The sequence below is a fragment of the Pseudotabrizicola formosa genome (assembly GCF_002900965.1).
Lineage (GTDB): Bacteria > Pseudomonadota > Alphaproteobacteria > Rhodobacterales > Rhodobacteraceae > Pseudotabrizicola > Pseudotabrizicola formosa.
The window spans coordinates 274,741-289,433 of record NZ_PJOM01000003.1 but is presented as its reverse complement, the minus strand read 5'-3'; the positions used below and the strand labels follow the sequence as shown (position 1 = coordinate 289,433).

15 protein-coding genes are annotated in these 14,693 nt (G+C 65.9%); 9 read left to right on the top strand and 6 right to left on the bottom strand.

Annotated features, from left to right (window positions below):
• Window positions 1-16: 16 nt before the first annotated feature.
• Window positions 17-1,003 (bottom strand): 2-hydroxyacid dehydrogenase, encoded by a 987-nt coding sequence (locus tag CXR43_RS12620; protein WP_103334424.1) that lies wholly within the window; start codon window positions 1,001-1,003, stop codon window positions 17-19.
• A gap of 186 nt (window positions 1,004-1,189) precedes the next feature.
• On the opposite strand from CXR43_RS12620, the gene CXR43_RS12615 reads away from it, so the two are divergent.
• From CXR43_RS12615 to CXR43_RS12585, 8 genes are all read left to right on the top strand, one after another.
• A complete protein-coding gene (locus tag CXR43_RS12615) occupies window positions 1,190-1,861 on the top strand; it encodes an SH3 domain-containing protein (RefSeq protein WP_103334690.1) in 672 nt (223 codons plus the stop codon).
• A gap of 164 nt (window positions 1,862-2,025) precedes the next feature.
• The gene (locus CXR43_RS12610; protein WP_103334689.1) at window positions 2,026-2,940 is read left to right on the top strand and encodes a cation diffusion facilitator family transporter; all 915 of its coding nucleotides are present in this window, start codon (window positions 2,026-2,028) and stop codon (window positions 2,938-2,940) included.
• A gap of 73 nt (window positions 2,941-3,013) precedes the next feature.
• Complete coding sequence (locus tag CXR43_RS12605) at window positions 3,014-3,412, top strand: TetR family transcriptional regulator C-terminal domain-containing protein (protein WP_103334423.1); 399 nt, start codon at window positions 3,014-3,016, stop codon at window positions 3,410-3,412.
• Window positions 3,409-4,584 (top strand): pyridoxal phosphate-dependent aminotransferase, encoded by a 1,176-nt coding sequence (locus CXR43_RS12600; RefSeq protein ID WP_103334422.1) that lies wholly within the window; start codon window positions 3,409-3,411, stop codon window positions 4,582-4,584. Before CXR43_RS12605 ends, CXR43_RS12600 begins: the two co-directional genes overlap by 4 nt.
• Window positions 4,585-4,803: 219 nt before the next feature.
• On the top strand, window positions 4,804-4,986 hold the full coding sequence (locus CXR43_RS17755; RefSeq protein ID WP_146036520.1) for a thiamine pyrophosphate-dependent enzyme: 183 nt from the start codon (window positions 4,804-4,806) through the stop codon (window positions 4,984-4,986).
• Window positions 4,987-5,126: 140 nt separating this feature from the next.
• Window positions 5,127-5,708, top strand: a complete 582-nt coding sequence (locus CXR43_RS12595) for a peptidoglycan-binding domain-containing protein (protein ID WP_103334421.1) — start codon at window positions 5,127-5,129, stop codon at window positions 5,706-5,708.
• Window positions 5,709-6,079: 371 nt separating this feature from the next.
• Window positions 6,080-6,619 carry an RNA polymerase sigma factor gene (locus CXR43_RS12590; RefSeq protein ID WP_103334688.1) on the top strand — a complete coding sequence of 180 codons (540 nt, stop codon included), beginning with the start codon at window positions 6,080-6,082 and terminating at the stop codon, window positions 6,617-6,619.
• The gene (locus CXR43_RS12585) at window positions 6,616-8,580 is read left to right on the top strand and encodes a YfbK domain-containing protein (protein WP_103334420.1); all 1,965 of its coding nucleotides are present in this window, start codon (window positions 6,616-6,618) and stop codon (window positions 8,578-8,580) included. The genes CXR43_RS12590 and CXR43_RS12585 overlap by 4 nt, the downstream gene beginning before the upstream one ends.
• A gap of 57 nt (window positions 8,581-8,637) precedes the next feature.
• Here CXR43_RS12585 and CXR43_RS12580 read toward each other — a convergent pair whose 3' ends face one another.
• Window positions 8,638-9,102: an Hsp20 family protein gene (locus CXR43_RS12580; RefSeq protein WP_103334419.1), complete on the bottom strand. Its 465-nt coding sequence runs from the start codon at window positions 9,100-9,102 to the stop codon at window positions 8,638-8,640.
• Between the two features lie 159 nt (window positions 9,103-9,261).
• Window positions 9,262-10,122 (bottom strand): trypsin-like serine peptidase, encoded by an 861-nt coding sequence (locus CXR43_RS12575; RefSeq protein WP_103334418.1) that lies wholly within the window; start codon window positions 10,120-10,122, stop codon window positions 9,262-9,264.
• Window positions 10,123-10,322: 200 nt separating this feature from the next.
• Here CXR43_RS12575 and CXR43_RS12570 point away from each other — a divergent pair, with 200 nt between their 5' ends.
• Window positions 10,323-10,712, top strand: a complete 390-nt coding sequence (locus CXR43_RS12570) for a hypothetical protein (RefSeq protein ID WP_146036519.1) — start codon at window positions 10,323-10,325, stop codon at window positions 10,710-10,712.
• Window positions 10,713-10,740: 28 nt separating this feature from the next.
• Here CXR43_RS12570 and glcF read toward each other — a convergent pair whose 3' ends face one another.
• The 3 genes from glcF to CXR43_RS12555 all read right to left on the bottom strand — a co-directional run bounded on the left by glcF (window position 10,741) and on the right by CXR43_RS12555 (window position 14,666).
• Window positions 10,741-12,039 (bottom strand): glycolate oxidase subunit GlcF, encoded by a 1,299-nt coding sequence (gene glcF / locus CXR43_RS12565; protein WP_103334416.1) that lies wholly within the window; start codon window positions 12,037-12,039, stop codon window positions 10,741-10,743.
• Between the two features lies 1 nt (window position 12,040).
• Entirely contained in the window at window positions 12,041-13,126 is a 1,086-nt protein-coding gene (locus tag CXR43_RS12560) for an FAD-binding protein (protein ID WP_103334687.1), read from the bottom strand.
• Between the two features lie 106 nt (window positions 13,127-13,232).
• The gene (locus CXR43_RS12555; RefSeq protein ID WP_103334415.1) at window positions 13,233-14,666 is read right to left on the bottom strand and encodes an FAD-linked oxidase C-terminal domain-containing protein; all 1,434 of its coding nucleotides are present in this window, start codon (window positions 14,664-14,666) and stop codon (window positions 13,233-13,235) included.
• Window positions 14,667-14,693: the final 27 nt, after the last annotated feature.

The window sequence follows — 14,693 nt, the reverse complement described above, 5'->3', positions numbered from 1 at the left end:
CTCTGGAGGTGCCGCGCTACAGCTGGCCCGGCACCACCTGATCCGGCGGGCGGTGGCCGTCAGCAAAGGTCTTGATATTGATGATGACCTTTTCCCCCATTTCGATCCGGCCTTCCAGCGTGGCGCTGCCCATATGCGGCAGCAGCACCACATTGGGCAATTCGCGCAGGCGGGGGTTCACCTCATGCCCGTGCTCGAACACATCAAGCCCCGCCCCGCCCAACTCACCCGCGCGCAGGCCCCGGGTCAGGGCATTCTCGTCAATCACCTCGCCGCGCGAGGTGTTCACGATCACCGCCGTCGGCTTCATCAGCTTCAGCCGCCGCGCATTCATCAGGTGATAGGTCGAGGGCGTATGCGGGCAGTTGACCGACAGGATATCCATCCGGCTGACCATCTGGTCCAGGCTTTCCCACCAGGTCGCGTCCAGGTCCGCCTCTACCTCCGGGCGCAGGCGCTTGCGATTGTTGTAATGCACCTGCATGCCAAAGGCGCGGGCGCGCCGTGCCACCGCCTGCCCGATGCGGCCCATGCCCAGAATGCCCAAACGCTTGCCCCCCAGCCGACCGCCCATATAGGCGGTGGGGGCCCAGCCCTGCCATTCCCCGGCCTGCATCACCGCAAGGCCTTCAGGAATGCGGCGGGTGACCGCCATGATCAGCGCCAGCGTCATGTCGGCCGTGTCCTCCGTCACCACCCCGGGGGTGTTGGACACCAGAATGCCACGCTGGCGGGCGGTGGCCACGTCGATATGGTCCACCCCGGCCCCGTAATTGGCGATCAGCTTGAGCTTGTCACCGGCCTGCCCGATCAGTGCGGCATCGATCTGATCGGTCACGCAAGGCACGATGACATCGGCGCGGCGCATCGCGGCCGCAAGGTCCTCACGGCTCATCTTGGTGTCCGGGTCGCGCAGTTCGACATCGAACAATTCCTTCATCCGGGTCTCGACCGGTTCGGGCAACCGTCGCGTGACTACAACACTCAACCGCTGTGCGGGCATCTTAAGCCTCCCTGGACTTGATCTTGGCGCGCGCCTGAGGGCAAAGTGACGGCAACCGGGACGGGGCACAAGACCCTATGCGATCAGCCCCGGAGTGTTGAGGAATGGCGGCCCCTTGCCGGGGCCGGTGGCAGACAGAACCAACAGACCGGGAACACGCCCGGCAACAGGCGGATGATGAACAACATGCTCAAGGCAGTGGTGACGGGTTTTGTCCTGTTGGCGGGGGCGTCAGCCGCGCTGTCGGACGTGGTCCGCCCCAAGCCGAACCCGGCGCTGTTGCGCCAAGCCGCTGCGGCCGCGGCAGCGCCGCTGTCGACGACCTCGGCAAGCCCGTCAGAACCGGCGACCACCGCACCGCCCGCGATGCGCCCCCTGGGCCCGCCGGCACCATCGGCAGTGCCAGCCGTCGCCGTGCCCCGCGATCCGAACAAAGGTGCCGTGACCAATCTGCCATTGCCCCGCTATGTTTCGCTCAAGTCGAACGAAGGCAATGCACGGCGCGGGCCGGGATTGTCGCACCGGATCGACTGGGTGTTCACCCGGGTCGGCATGCCGCTGAAGGTGACCGCCGAGCATGGTCACTGGCGCCGGGTCGAGGACGCCGAAGGCGTGGGCGGCTGGGTGCATTATGCTCTGGTCTCGGGCGTGCGGACCGTGATGGTGGATGAGGATATGGCCACATTCTTCAGCCGCCCCGACACCACGTCGCTTGCCGCCTTTCAGGCCGAGCGGGGTGTGGTGGCACGGCTCATCTCCTGTGCTGACGGCTGGTGCCGCGTCACGATCGACGGGCAAAGGGGCTGGGCCCCGGTCAGCAGCCTGTGGGGCGTGACGGCCGACGAAGTGATCGACTAGGCCAAGGCCACCGGCGGCACAGCGGCGCCGGATCGGGCCTCTGATCCGGCCTCGGCATCGGGCAAACGCCAGCAAGGACTCGCTCCTGCCTGTCATCCAGCTTGCGCTTGACCGCAACCCTGCGGTAGCGCATGCCGCTTCTGAAGCGCGGCTTGGGGGCAAAGATGGCATCCGAACAGACACGGCTGAACTTGTCGGCGGGCATTGCCTCGGTCTCGGTCGCGGGGGTTCTGGTGATCCTCAAGCTCTGGGCGCTGGGGCAGACCGGCTCTCTTTCGGTGGCGGCATCGCTGGCCGACAGTGCAATGGATCTGATGGTCAGCCTGATGGCGATGGCGGCAATCCTCTATGCGGCCAAGCCTGCCGATGAAGATCATGCCTTTGGCCATACATCGGCCGAAGACCTGGCCTCGTTGGGGCAGGCCCTGTTCATCCTGGTCTCGGCCGGGGTGATCGGGGTGGCTGCCGTGCAGCGACTGCTGGCATCCGAGCCGGAAACCCTGTCACGCGAAGGCGTGGGGATGGGGGTGATGGCCGTGTCAATCGCGCTCACGCTGGCGCTGGTGCTGTGGCAGGGGCGTGTCGCGCGGCGGACCGGCAACAAGGTGGTCGCGGCGGACCGCCTGCACTATCTGGGTGACCTGCTGCCCAATATCGGGGCCATTGCCTCGCTGTGGGCGTCAAGCGCCTTCGGGCTGACCTCGGTCGATTCGGTGGTGGCGCTCGCGGCGGCGGGCATGCTGGCGCTGGGGGCGTTGCGGATCGGGCGCGACGCGTTCCACGCGCTGATGGACCGACGCGCCGACCCGATGGTGATTGCCGGGATCGAAGGAATCGCCCGCGACTGGCCAGGGGTGCAGGGCTATCATGACATCAAGACCCGCACCGCCGGAAGCCGGATTTTCGTGCAGATCCATATCGAGCTGGACGGCGCGCAAACCCTGAACGAGGCGCATGCCATTGGCGCGGGCCTGCGCCGTGCCATCCTGCAGGCCTATCCGCAGGCCGATGTGATCGTGCACAAGGATGTATCACAGGACACCGCGCCGAAGGCCGCGCCCCCGCCCGGAAAAGGCTGATGCCCGCCGCCCTTGCGGCTTGGCATGCCCGCGCAGCGGATGTAGCTATACAAACGTATAACAAGGACGGAACATGGCCGAGGTCCATGCCAGCGATGATCCGGCGGCGCGGCTGGTGGCCTTTGTCACCGCCACCCTGCGCCCCCCGGTGATGGAAGGGGACCGCGTGCGGCTCTGGGCCGGGTTCCTGCACCATGTCCGGCGTGACCCCAGGATGCGGGCGGTCCATGAGGCCAGCTATCTGGACTACCGCGACCGGTTGCAGGCCCTGCCCGGCAAGGCCGATCCCGGACAGGCCCGAGTCTTGGCGATTGCCTGCAATGCGGTGATCGACGGGCTGTGGCTGGAGGGCGGCACGCTGCCCGACAGCTTTGCCCCCGGAGAACTGGAGCAGATCGGTCTGTCGGCGATTTCAGCCATTTTGCAAATCCCGCTGCCCCAACCCTCCCCCAGCCGCAACGAGGTTCCATGAAATACGCGCAAGTCCTTGAGGATCTGGCCGGTCTTGGCGGGGCGAAATGGGGGGTGCACAGCCGCGCGCGCGCGATGGCAGCCGCAGGGCGGCCCGTGCTGGAGCTGACCATCGGCGAGCCGGACACACCGCCCCCCGCCCCTTTGCTGGCGGCGGCAACAGCGGCACTGAGTTCGGGACGCACCGGCTATTCCAACGGGCGCGGTGAGGCGGGGCTGCTGCAAGCCCTGGCCGACCGCTACACCCAAAGCCGCGGGCGACGCTTTGAAAGCAATCAGTTCCTGTGTCTGCCGGGCACTCAGACCGTACTTTACCTGGTGCTGCGCGCCTTGGCGGCTGCCGGGGATGAGGTGCTGGTGGGAGACCCGATGTATGCCACTTATGAGGGCGTGATCCGAGCCAGCGGTGCCAGGATGGTGCCGGTACCGCTGCGGGCCGACCATGGCTTTCGCATGCAGGCGGCGGATGTCGCGGCGCGGATCACGCCACGCTGCCGGGTCTTGGTTCTGAACACGCCGCACAATCCCACCGGTGCCGTGTTGCGCCACGCCGACATTGCTGCCTTGGGTGAAGTGGCGCGCGCCCATGACCTGTGGATCCTGTCGGATGAGGTGTATGAAGAACTGGTGTTTGACGGCACGGAATTTGCCTCGCCTTTGTCGCATCCCGGGCTGGCGGACCGGGTGATTGCGGCCTCGTCCATCTCCAAATCCCATGCAGCGCCCGGGTTCCGGTCTGGCTGGTGTGTGGGCCCGGCAGACTTCATCAGCCGCGCGCTGCCGCTGGCCGAAACCATGCTGTTCGGCAACCAGCCCTTTCTGGCCGACGCAACGGCGCAAGCCATATCGTCCCCGTCACCCGTGGCCCGGGGCATGGCGGCGCGCTATGCGGCGCGGGCGCTGATGCTGGCGCAAGCTTTGCAAGGGGTAGCGGGGTTGCGGGTGCATTGCCCCGATGCCGGGATGTTCGCGCTGCTGGACATCCGTGCCAGCGGCATGACCGGAGAGGCCTTTGCCCTTGCCCTGCTGGAGGCCGAGGCTGTGGCCTGCATGCCGGGGGAAAGCTTTGGGGACGGGTTGGCAGGATGGCTGCGGATCAGCCTGACCCAGCCCGACACCGTGATTCAGCAAGCAGCGGACCGGATCGCCCGCTTTGCAACGCGGTGCGGCTGAGCGATGGCAACAGTGGGATGCGTCTGGTCGAAGGACTGGCGGTGCGCGGCGTTACAGTCGTTTTCGGCATTCCCGGAGTGCACACAGTAGAACTCGACCGGAGGCTGGCCGGGTTTCCCTTGCGCCATGTGTCCGCGCGGCATACCGGGGTGGCCTTTGTGATCACGGGGCCGTGGCTTCGTCAGGACTAAGGCGGGCTGCCGCAAGAGTGCCGAGGCAATGGCAGCCGCGGGCACGCAGGTCATCGGATGCGCCCCATCACCGCTCGATCTTGGCCCCTTTGCGCAGGCCTGCGGCCTGCCCTTTGTCAGCCTGTTGCCCGACCCGGATGATCTGCACCAGGCGTTGCAGCAACCGCACCACGGCCCCCGGCTGATCGAATACGCGTGTCGTGAAGGCTGAAAGCCCCACAAGTCACTGATTCTAAACGTGCTATCACATAGCACGGCGGCGTTTTTGCCTAGCGCGGACCATCGGCGCATATCGTTTCCCATCACAGCGGCGCTCTGCTCAGCCCCGCGATCTCTGGGAAAGGAAACCCGATGTTTACAAACGTGAAGACCGCCGCCATCGCTGCTGTCACCGCCTTGTCGATCGCCGTCACCGCCGCTGCCCCGGCGCAGGCGCTTGGGAAGAACGAGCGCAACTTTCTGAAGGGCGTCGCCGCCACCGTGATCATCGGGGCGCTGATCAATGATGCGCAGGCCCGTGCACCACAGGCCCAACCGCAGCCGGTCTATCGCCCGCAGCCACATCGGCAGCCACAACCGAAGTATCGTCACCGCGATGACCACAAACAGCACTACCGTCCGCGCCAAGAGTACAGCCACCAGTATCGTCCGCACAACGACCACTACCAAAGCACCAGCGGCCGGGTGATCGGGTCAAACAGTTCCGTGCATGCGACGGTCGCGGCGCAGACCTTCAACACCTATTCGGCCGCGCAACGCCGCGCGATCCAAAGCCGTCTGCGGGCCTTTGGCTATTACACCGGCGGCATTGACGCCTCGTTTGGTCCCGGCACCTATCGCGCCGTGGTGGCCTATGCCCGCGACAGCGGCGGCGAGCGGCAGTTGCAGACCCGCGCCGGCAGCTACGGCGTCTATGACAGCCTGATCTACTGATCAGCCCCCGGTTTTCCGCGTCTTGCCTGCGTGTCCCCAAGGGCAAGGCGCACCCGGCACCCCGGCCTTCCCCGGGTCGGGGTGTCTATTTCGCTTAAAGTCATTGAATCCGTCTGGTCCTGGTCCGGGGCAAGACGGCACCTGCGCCCCGATCACTCTCGGGTCGGGGCGCAGGATTTTTCCCTTGTTTGCGCGATGCCGTTTCATGATCTTGCCAAACCGCCTTGCTGTTGTCCCCCAAAGCAAGGCGCGTCCGGTGCCCCGGCCTTCCCCGGGTCGGGGCACCCATTTAGACCGCAGTTTATCTTCCATCTGCCAAAGCGACAGCCAAGGATTGCCCCCCGGCGCGCGTCTGACCTAATGTGATGTTGATGGACACCTCGGATGAAACCCTCGCCCTCGCGGCAGCCAGCGGCGACCACGCTGCCTTTGCGGCACTGGTGACCCGGCATTATGACCGGATCTTCGGGCTTGGCTGGCGGTTGACCGGCAGCCGGGCAGAAGCCGAAGATCTGGCACAGGACATCTGCGCCGCCCTGCCCCACCGCCTGCGCGGCTGGCGGGCCGAGGCGCGCTTTACCACATGGCTCTACCGCGTGGTGGTCAATGCCGCCCATGACGCACGCCGCCGTGCCGCGGTCCGCAACCGGGCAGCAACCGGCTGGGGTGATTGGGAAATCTCCCGGCAAGAGGCCATAGCCGAAGACCGCGCGGCGCAGGACTGGCTGGCGGAGTCCATGGCCCGGCTGCCGGTGGAACTGCGCGACACCGTGGCGCTGGTGCTGGGCGAAGACATGACCCAGGCCGAGGCCGGCGCGGTGCTGGGCCTGTCGGAAGGCACGATTGCCTGGCGGATGTCCGAAGTGAAAAAACGGCTGCGCGCCCTGGCCACCGAGGAGGCAAAGGCATGACCCGCGACCCGGATTTCGAAAGACTGCGCGCCGCATTGCAAGCGCCCCCTGCAAGCGACGCCGCTGCCAAGGCCAGGGCCATGAATCGTGCGATGGCAGCCTATGAGGACTCTGCCCTGTCACGCCAGGGATTGACGCCGCCGCTGCGCCCCCTTGCCGACCGCGCGCCGACCGTGCGGGGTGCAAGCGCGGTGCGCAGGGTGCTGAAAAGCCTGTCCGTGAAACCCTTGCTGGCCGCGACCACCTCTGCCGCGGCACTGACAGTCGGGCTGGTGGTGCTGTTGCCGCAGTCCGAGGTGCAAACGCCCGGGGGCGGACCTTCGGAACTGGCGCAGCGCAGCCAGGATATGGCGGTCCCCTCCCCCGCAGAGCCGCCAGAGGCCGCGCCCATGATGACCCGCAGGACCGCACCTGCCGAGGCGCAACCCGAGCGCGCAGCCGAATCCACGGCCGCCGAACAGGGCGATGCGGCAACCCCACCATCGCTGGCCGCGCCGGACAGCGCGCCGATGGCGGAGGGGCCAGAGGCCAAGGGTTTTGCCAATGCAGGGGTCAACCCGCTGCGCGTTACGGCAGAGGCTCCGGTCTCTGCCTTTCCGGCCAAGATCGGCACCGCGTCCTACGCCCTTGTGCGCAGCAGCCTGATGGCTGGTGCCTTGCCTAGGCCCGATGCCGTGCGGGTCGAGGAAATGGTGAACCACTTCCCCTATGCCTATCCGGCACCCGAAGCCGGAGAGCCCCCCTTCCGCGCCAACGTGACGGTGATGCCGACCCCATGGAATCCCGACACCCGGCTGGTGCAGATCGGCCTGCAAGGCCGCCTGCCCGAGGTGGCCGCCCGTCCGCCACTGAACCTTGTGCTGCTCATCGACACTTCGGAGTCGATGGATACGCCGGACAGACTGCCGCTCTTGAAGCAAGCGCTGCGCCTGATGCTGGCCGAAATGCGGCAAGAGGATCAGGTGGCCATTGTCGCCTATGCCGGAACGCCGGGCGAAGTGCTGGCACCGACCCCGGCCAACCAGAGTGCCACCATTCTGGCAGCGTTGGACCAGCTGGAGACGCGCAATCCACTGGCGGAAACGGCGGGCCTGACGCTGGCCTATAGCCTAGCCGAAGGCATGACGGCGGCAGGCGAGGTCAGCCGCATCCTGCTGGCCACCGATGGCGACTTCAACCTGGGCGTCGATGATCCCGAAGGGATGGAGGGCTTTGTGGCCCGCAAAGGCAAGACCGGGGTCAACCTGTCGGTTCTGGCCTTTGGCCGCGACGCGCTTGATGAGGCCGTGATGCAGTCGCTGGCGCAGAACGGCAACGGCAGTGCCGCCTCGGTCGCCACGCTGAACGAGGCACGCAAGGTGCTGATGGACCAGCTGACCGGGCCATTGTTCCCGATCGCCGATGAGGTGACGATCGACGTTGAATGGAACCCGGGCCAGGTGGCAGAATACCGGCTGATCGGCCATGAAACCCAGGCCCTGCAACCCGGGCAATCCACCACCGACGCGGCCGGCATGGGGGCGATTACTGCGGGCCATCAGGTGACAGCGCTCTATGAGGTGACAGCCCCCGGCAGCCCCGCCCTGCGAAACGACCCGCTGCGCTATGGCACGGCGGTGTCCGACGCAATGGCCGATGCGGCCGCCACCGGCGAGATGGCCCAAGACGCGCCAGAGCTTGGCTTTGTGCGCCTGCGCTACAAGGCCCCGGGCGAGTCAGTCAATGCCGTGATCGAGATGCCGATTGTCGCGGACACCGGCACCGGGCCCGACGCCCGCTTTGCCGCAGCCATCGCCGGCTTTGGCCAGCTGTTGCGCGCATCGGCCGATCTGGAAGATTGGGGCTGGGATCAGGCGATCACCCTGGCAGAGGCGAACCGGGGCGAAGATCCATTCGGCTACCGGGACGAGGCGGTAACGCTGATGCGACTGGCCCAGTCTCTGGCGCAAGACGCGAAATGACCGAAAAAGGCCCGCCGGAACCTGTCCGGCGGGCCTGTGTTCAGGGTGAAACCGTCATCAGACCGCAGTGCTTTCCAAAGCCTTCGCCTGCACGTCAGAGCCGCGGCCAATCTCGATCCGGCGGGGTTTCAACGCCTCGGGCGTTTCGCGGATCAGGTCGATATGCAGCATGCCATGGGCGTGCTCGGCGCCGGTCACGCGAACATGATCGGCCAAAGCGAAGCGACGCTCGAAGGCGCGCGTGGCAATGCCACGGTGCAGATAGGTTTTTCCCTCAGCCTCGGGGGCCCTGCGCGCGGTGACATGCAACGCGCCTTCCTTCACCTCGACCGACAGTTCATCCGGAGAGAACCCGGCCACAGCGACCGAAATACGATAGGCGTCGTCATCGGTCTTTTCGATATTATAGGGGGGATAGGTTGGCTGGGCCACATCGGCGGTCAGCGCGCGGTCCACAAGATCGGCAATACGGTCAAAGCCGACAGTGGCGCGATACAGCGGGGCAAGATCAAAATTACGCATGGGTCATCCTTTTCAAAGCGATGCGAGCAGAAAGGCCCCCGGTCAAGGGCGGCCAGTCAAGGTTCCGGGCCCGTTGTGGCACCCGATGACTGAAAGGTAGGAAGCGCAAAACCCGGTTTCAAGACCAGTCGCGCCGCGCGCCGCATCCAAACCACGCCCTCAGGGCTGAATGAATTTTCCGCCCGATCCGCCCGACAGAACCCGCACATTGGCCGGGCGCAGCCGCGATCCGCCCTCGGCAAGCTTGCCTTGCAAAAAGGCAATGTGGTCGGCCAAGGGCGTGCCAAGCGATACCTTGCGGCCATCCACCTCGGCCTTGGCAGAGATCACCGATACAATGCGCAAGGTGCCGTCCCTGAGCGAAAACACCGGCGCGCCCGAAGAGCCGAAATCGACATCACAGGACAGAACCAGCGTATCCAGCCCGTCGCCGATGGGCTTCAGCACCACCCCGGCCCGCAACATGGATTGCCGGCCCAGCACATGACAAACCTGCTGCAACGACGGGGCTTCGGCCCGGTCCTGCGCATAAGACACCACGCCGACCTCGTCGCCGGTGGCGGGCCGCGTGTCCGTCGAATAGGGCTGGATTGACGGCAGGCGGATCGGCTGATCCAGCTGCAACAGCGCCACGTCAAACGGCACGCGTTGCATGGCATCGCCGCCGCCATAGACATATTCCGGATGCGCCAGGGCGCGGCGCACGCCGCGATAGGCCGCCGCCCGCCCGTTGCGCCAGCCTGCCAGAAACTGGATGGTTGACGCGTCAATGCTGACACCGGTTTCCTTGTCGAACAGACAATGCGCCGCCGTCAGCACCAGATCCTCGGCAATCAGCGCCCCAGTGCAAAACCCCCGGTCGCCAAGATCAAGCCGCCCCACGGCCTCCCAGCCGCGTGAATCGTCACCGGTCTGCAGCGACCGCAACCCCTTTCCTTGCGCCAGTGCCGGGGCGCTCAGGACTAGGGCCGGCAGGATCAGGGCCAGAGCTGCGGCACCTATGGCTTGACTGAACCGCATGGATCCTCCGTTCCTACCCTGTCCGGCCTGCGCTTGCCCGGTGCATTCCTGCCCTTTGCCTGCGGAGTCTGGCAGATTTATGACCGTGTTTGGCGCGTTTGACCACAGGCCCTGCGGCACCAGCGAAGGCTTGCCCGAACCAAGCCTTCGCGCTAGCCTGTCGCGTATAGAAACCCAATCTCTCTCATTCAGGTGCCCTGATGCGATACAGATATTTGACAGCCCTTCCGGTGATTTTGGCCCTCGCCACCCCCGCTGCGGCGGACCCGACCCTCGGCCTTGGCCTGACCTTCACCTGGGGCGGCGGCTCTCGCGGCGATACCGGCATCGGCCTGCGGGTGTTTTCGGATGACGAGCGCAAGGAATTCGTCGGCTCGCTCGGCGTCGATTACATGGTGGGCTCACAATCGATCCGTCCGAATGTCGGCATCGCTTACCTGGCCCGCAACAGCTATGTCGGCATGGACATCGGCTATGACTTCGGCAGCAGTGGTGTCAGCGTCGGCGTTGGTCTGGGCGCCGCGGACACCGAAGAAGCGGCGGCCCCGGCACCCGCTCCGGTTGTCATCATCGGCCCGCCTCCCACCTGATCGGGCGGCAGGCCGCGCCCCTTGCCACTCACTCCGGCCCTACCGCGCCAAGCGCGCGGGGCCGGGGGCCACCCGTTGCCCAATCCAGCAGCTCGACCGTATGCACGACCGGCACGCCGGTCGCCGACCCGATCTGCATCATGCAGCCGATATTGCCTGCCGCGATGATGTCGGGCGCTTTCGCCTCCAGCGTCTGAACCTTGCGCGCCTTCAGTTGCTGGCTGATCTCGGGCTGCAAAAGGTTGTAGGTCCCGGCTGATCCGCAGCACAGATGGCTGTCCGCCGGTTCCACCACCGTGAACCCTGCCCGTTTCAGCAGATCCTTGGGCAGCGTCTTGATCTGCTGGCCGTGTTGCAGACTGCAGGCAGCGTGATAGGCCACCTTGATCCGCTTGGGCGCAGCTTCGGGCAGGGTCAGCTTTGAAAGCACCTCCGACACATCCATTGCCAGCCCGGCAATCGTGGCCGCGTCCTGTGCCAGGGGATCATTGCGGAACATGTGGCCATAGTCCTTGATCGTGGTGCCACATCCGCTGGTGTTGATCACAATGGCATCCAAACCGCCGCCCGTCTTCTCGGCCATCCAGGCCCGGATGTTGGCCGCGGCCGATGTGTGGGACAGCTCGGACTTGCCCATGTGATGGGTCAGCGCGCCGCAACAGCCCGCGCCCTTTGCCACCACCACCTCGGCTCCCAGCCGGCGCAGGAGGCGGATGGTGGCATCATTGATATCGGTGTTCAAAGCCTTCTGCGCACAGCCGGTCATCAACGCCACCCGCATGCGTTTGGGCGCAAGCGGGGCAAAGACCTGCGGGTCATCATTGCGGCTCACCGGAGGGATCGGCACCGCCGCCATATCCAGCATCGCCCGCAGCCTTGCATCGGGCACCAGTCTCCGGAACGGCCGCGCCAGCTTGGCCCCGAACATCGCCACCCGGAACCGCATCGGATGCGGGATGATCCGGGCCAGCACCGCGCGCAACATGCGGTCCATGAACGGGCGCTTGTAGGTCGCCTCGATATACTCCCGCGCGTGATCCACCAGATGCATGTAATGCACGCCCGAGGGGCAGGTCGTCATGCAGGCCAGGCAAGACAGGCAGCGGTCAATATGCTTGACCGTCTGCGCATCCGCCGGGCGGCCCTGTTCCAGCATGTCCTTGATCAGGTAGATCCGCCCGCGCGGGCTGTCCAGCTCATCGCCCAGCACCTGATAGGTCGGGCAGGTCGCGGTGCAGAATCCGCAATGCACGCAGGACCGCAGCACCTCATTGGCGCGAGCAATGCCAGGGTCTTTCAGCTGATCAGGGGTAAAGGTGGTCTGCATGTCATGCCCCCATCAGGCCAGAGTTCAGGATGCCGCGCGGGTCGAACTTTGCCCGCAAGCCCCGCGTCAGCGCCGCCACGCCGGGTGATTCCGGCTGAAACGCGCCCGGTCCCGCGCCACGCACCCGCGTCGCATGGCCCTCAAAGGCCCCCAATGCCGCCCGCAGATCGGTTCCCGGTTCCGCCAAAGCCCAGATCAGCCCGCCACCCCAGTCATAAAGCACCGCATCCGCCCGCATCCGCGCCACCAGCCCCGGCGCATCCGATGGCTTGACCGAGATCCGCCAGACATCGCCGTTGCGCCCATGAAACGGGGTGACATCGCGGATACCGGCCCAACGCGCCGTGCCCTCTTCGATCTCCAGCGCGCCGAAGGCCGCCAGATGCCGCCGCAACTGCGCGGCACGATAGGCCACAGACGCCGCGAACCCCTCGATCCGCAGGAAGGTTCCCTCGCCCGGCCAATGCGCGGCGCCGTTCACCTCGAAGGGCGACCCCAGCGCCGAGGCCATGGCCTGCACCGCCTGTGCATCAGACAAGCCGCGCAAGATCAGCGTCGCCCCCGTCTCCGGCACTGGCAACAGCTTGAAGCTCACCTCGCTCAGAACCCCCAAGGTGCCCCAGGACCCCGCCATCAGCTTGACCAGATCATAGCCGGTGACATTCTTCATCACCCGCCCGCCGTTCTTGATCACCGTGCCCGCGCCATCGACAAAGCGCACCCCGATCAGACTGTCGCGGCAGGCCCCCGCCTGCACCCGGCGCGGGCCGCTGGCATTGGCCGCCACCACCCCGCCCAAGGTGCTTTCCCCCGAACACCCCAGCAAACCGCGCATGTCCGGCACCTCAAAGGGCAATCGCTGCCCCTCGGCCGCAAGCTGCGCCTCGACCTGCGCCAAAGGCGTTCCCGCCCCGGCCACCAGCGTCAACGCGCCGGGTTCGTAAAGCACGACACCCGACAGCCCGCCGGTTTCCAGCACGGCACCCTCACAGGCACCGACAGACCGCGTGCCGCCGCCCCGCACCACGAACGGCCCATTGGCCACTCGAATGATCTCGGCCAGTTCGGCCTCCGTCTCAGGACGCATTCCCTGTCCCATTTCCTGTTCAAAAATATCCTCGGGAAAACTCAGCGGTTTCGCCATTGGTTCGGAAAAACCGCTGAGCCTGGGGGGCACACAGACCCCCGGCAGTTCAGGCCGCGCGACGGCTGGCCGTCACGGCCAGCGGAAACACCTTGGCCGGGTTCAGCAACCAGCGCGGATCAAACACATCCTTGACCCACAACTGCGCCTCCAGATCATCGGGCGCGAATTGCACGCCCATCAGGTCGCGCTTTTCGATCCCCACGCCATGTTCGCCGGTCAGGCAACCGCCCACCTCGACACAAAGCCGCAGGATATCGGCTCCCAAAGCCTCACATCGTTCCAGATCGCCGGGTTTGTTGGCATCGAACAGGATCAACGGGTGCATGTTGCCGTCGCCCGCGTGAAACACGTTCGCCACATCCAGCCCGATTTCCTTAGACATCTCGGCAATCCGGCGCAGCACGTAAGGCAGCGATGACACCGGAATCGTGCCATCCAGACACATGTAATCATTGATCTGCCCCATCGCGCCAAAGGCCGATTTGCGGCCCAGCCAGATGCGTTTGGCCTGATCCTCATCCGCCGCCTCGCGGAATTCCACCGGGTTGTGGCGCAGCGCGATGGTCTTGATCAGCGCCAGCTGTTCGTCAATCTCGGCGGCGCTGCCCTCGACCTCGATGATCAGCAGCGCCTCGCAATCAGGGTAGCCCGCCTTGGCAAAGGCCTCGGTCGCCTCGATGCAAGGGCGATCCATGAATTCGATCGCCACCGGCAGCACGCCGGCCTTGATGATGTCAGACACACATTCGCCCGCCACCTCGTTGCTGTCGAACCCCACCAGCACCGGCCGCGCGCCTTCTGGCTTGGGCAGGATGCGCAGGGTGGCTTCTGTCACCACACCCAGCTGCCCCTCACTGCCGCAGATCACGCCCAGCAGGTCCAGCCCGCCGGCATCCATATGCGCGCCGCCGATCTCCAGCACCGTGCCATCCATTTGCACCAGCGTGACGCCCAGCAGATTGTTGGTCGTCACCCCGTATTTCAGGCAATGCGCCCCGCCCGAATTCATCGCAATATTTCCCGCGATGGCGCAGGCCAGCTGGCTGGACGGGTCTGGCGCATAGAAAAAGCCATCAGACTCCACAGCACCCGTCACGCTCAGGTTGGTGCGGCCCGATTGCACCCGGATGAACCGATTGTCATAATCGGTCTCCAGCACTGCGGTCATCCGCGCCACCCCAAGGATCACGCAATCCGCCGTCGGCAGCGCGCCCCCCGCCAGCGACGTGCCCGACCCGCGCGGCACCACCGGCACCCCCTCTTCATGGCAGATCCGCAGCACCGCCGACACCTCATCGGTCGTGCGCGGCAAGACCACCGCCAGCGGCGGACAGCGGTAGGCGGTCAAGGCATCGCATTCATAGGCCCGGGTTTCCGCCGCATCTTCGATCACCGCATCAGGCGGCAGAACCTTTCGCAGCCGCGCCACGATCTGCGGCTTGGCGGACAGAACCAGACTGTTCGGCGCGGGCATTTCCATCGGCGGATCCTCTGACTGACGGTCACC

Coding starts and splice junctions, on each gene's coding strand:
- CXR43_RS12580 (WP_103334419.1), bottom strand. CDS start 9,102: ATGCGTAATTTTGATCTTGCCCCGCTGTATCGCGCCACTGTCGGCTTT.
- CXR43_RS17755 (WP_146036520.1), top strand. CDS start 4,804: ATGGCAGCCGCGGGCACGCAGGTCATCGGATGCGCCCCATCACCGCTC.
- CXR43_RS12600 (WP_103334422.1), top strand. CDS start 3,409: ATGAAATACGCGCAAGTCCTTGAGGATCTGGCCGGTCTTGGCGGGGCG.
- CXR43_RS12570 (WP_146036519.1), top strand. CDS start 10,323: ATGCGATACAGATATTTGACAGCCCTTCCGGTGATTTTGGCCCTCGCC.
- CXR43_RS12615 (WP_103334690.1), top strand. CDS start 1,190: ATGCTCAAGGCAGTGGTGACGGGTTTTGTCCTGTTGGCGGGGGCGTCA.
- glcF (WP_103334416.1), bottom strand. CDS start 12,039: ATGCAGACCACCTTTACCCCTGATCAGCTGAAAGACCCTGGCATTGCT.
- CXR43_RS12575 (WP_103334418.1), bottom strand. CDS start 10,122: ATGCGGTTCAGTCAAGCCATAGGTGCCGCAGCTCTGGCCCTGATCCTG.
- CXR43_RS12610 (WP_103334689.1), top strand. CDS start 2,026: ATGGCATCCGAACAGACACGGCTGAACTTGTCGGCGGGCATTGCCTCG.
- CXR43_RS12605 (WP_103334423.1), top strand. CDS start 3,014: ATGGCCGAGGTCCATGCCAGCGATGATCCGGCGGCGCGGCTGGTGGCC.
- CXR43_RS12555 (WP_103334415.1), bottom strand. CDS start 14,666: ATGGAAATGCCCGCGCCGAACAGTCTGGTTCTGTCCGCCAAGCCGCAG.
- CXR43_RS12595 (WP_103334421.1), top strand. CDS start 5,127: ATGTTTACAAACGTGAAGACCGCCGCCATCGCTGCTGTCACCGCCTTG.
- CXR43_RS12585 (WP_103334420.1), top strand. CDS start 6,616: ATGACCCGCGACCCGGATTTCGAAAGACTGCGCGCCGCATTGCAAGCG.
- CXR43_RS12620 (WP_103334424.1), bottom strand. CDS start 1,003: ATGCCCGCACAGCGGTTGAGTGTTGTAGTCACGCGACGGTTGCCCGAA.
- CXR43_RS12560 (WP_103334687.1), bottom strand. CDS start 13,126: ATGCGTCCTGAGACGGAGGCCGAACTGGCCGAGATCATTCGAGTGGCC.
- CXR43_RS12590 (WP_103334688.1), top strand. CDS start 6,080: ATGGACACCTCGGATGAAACCCTCGCCCTCGCGGCAGCCAGCGGCGAC.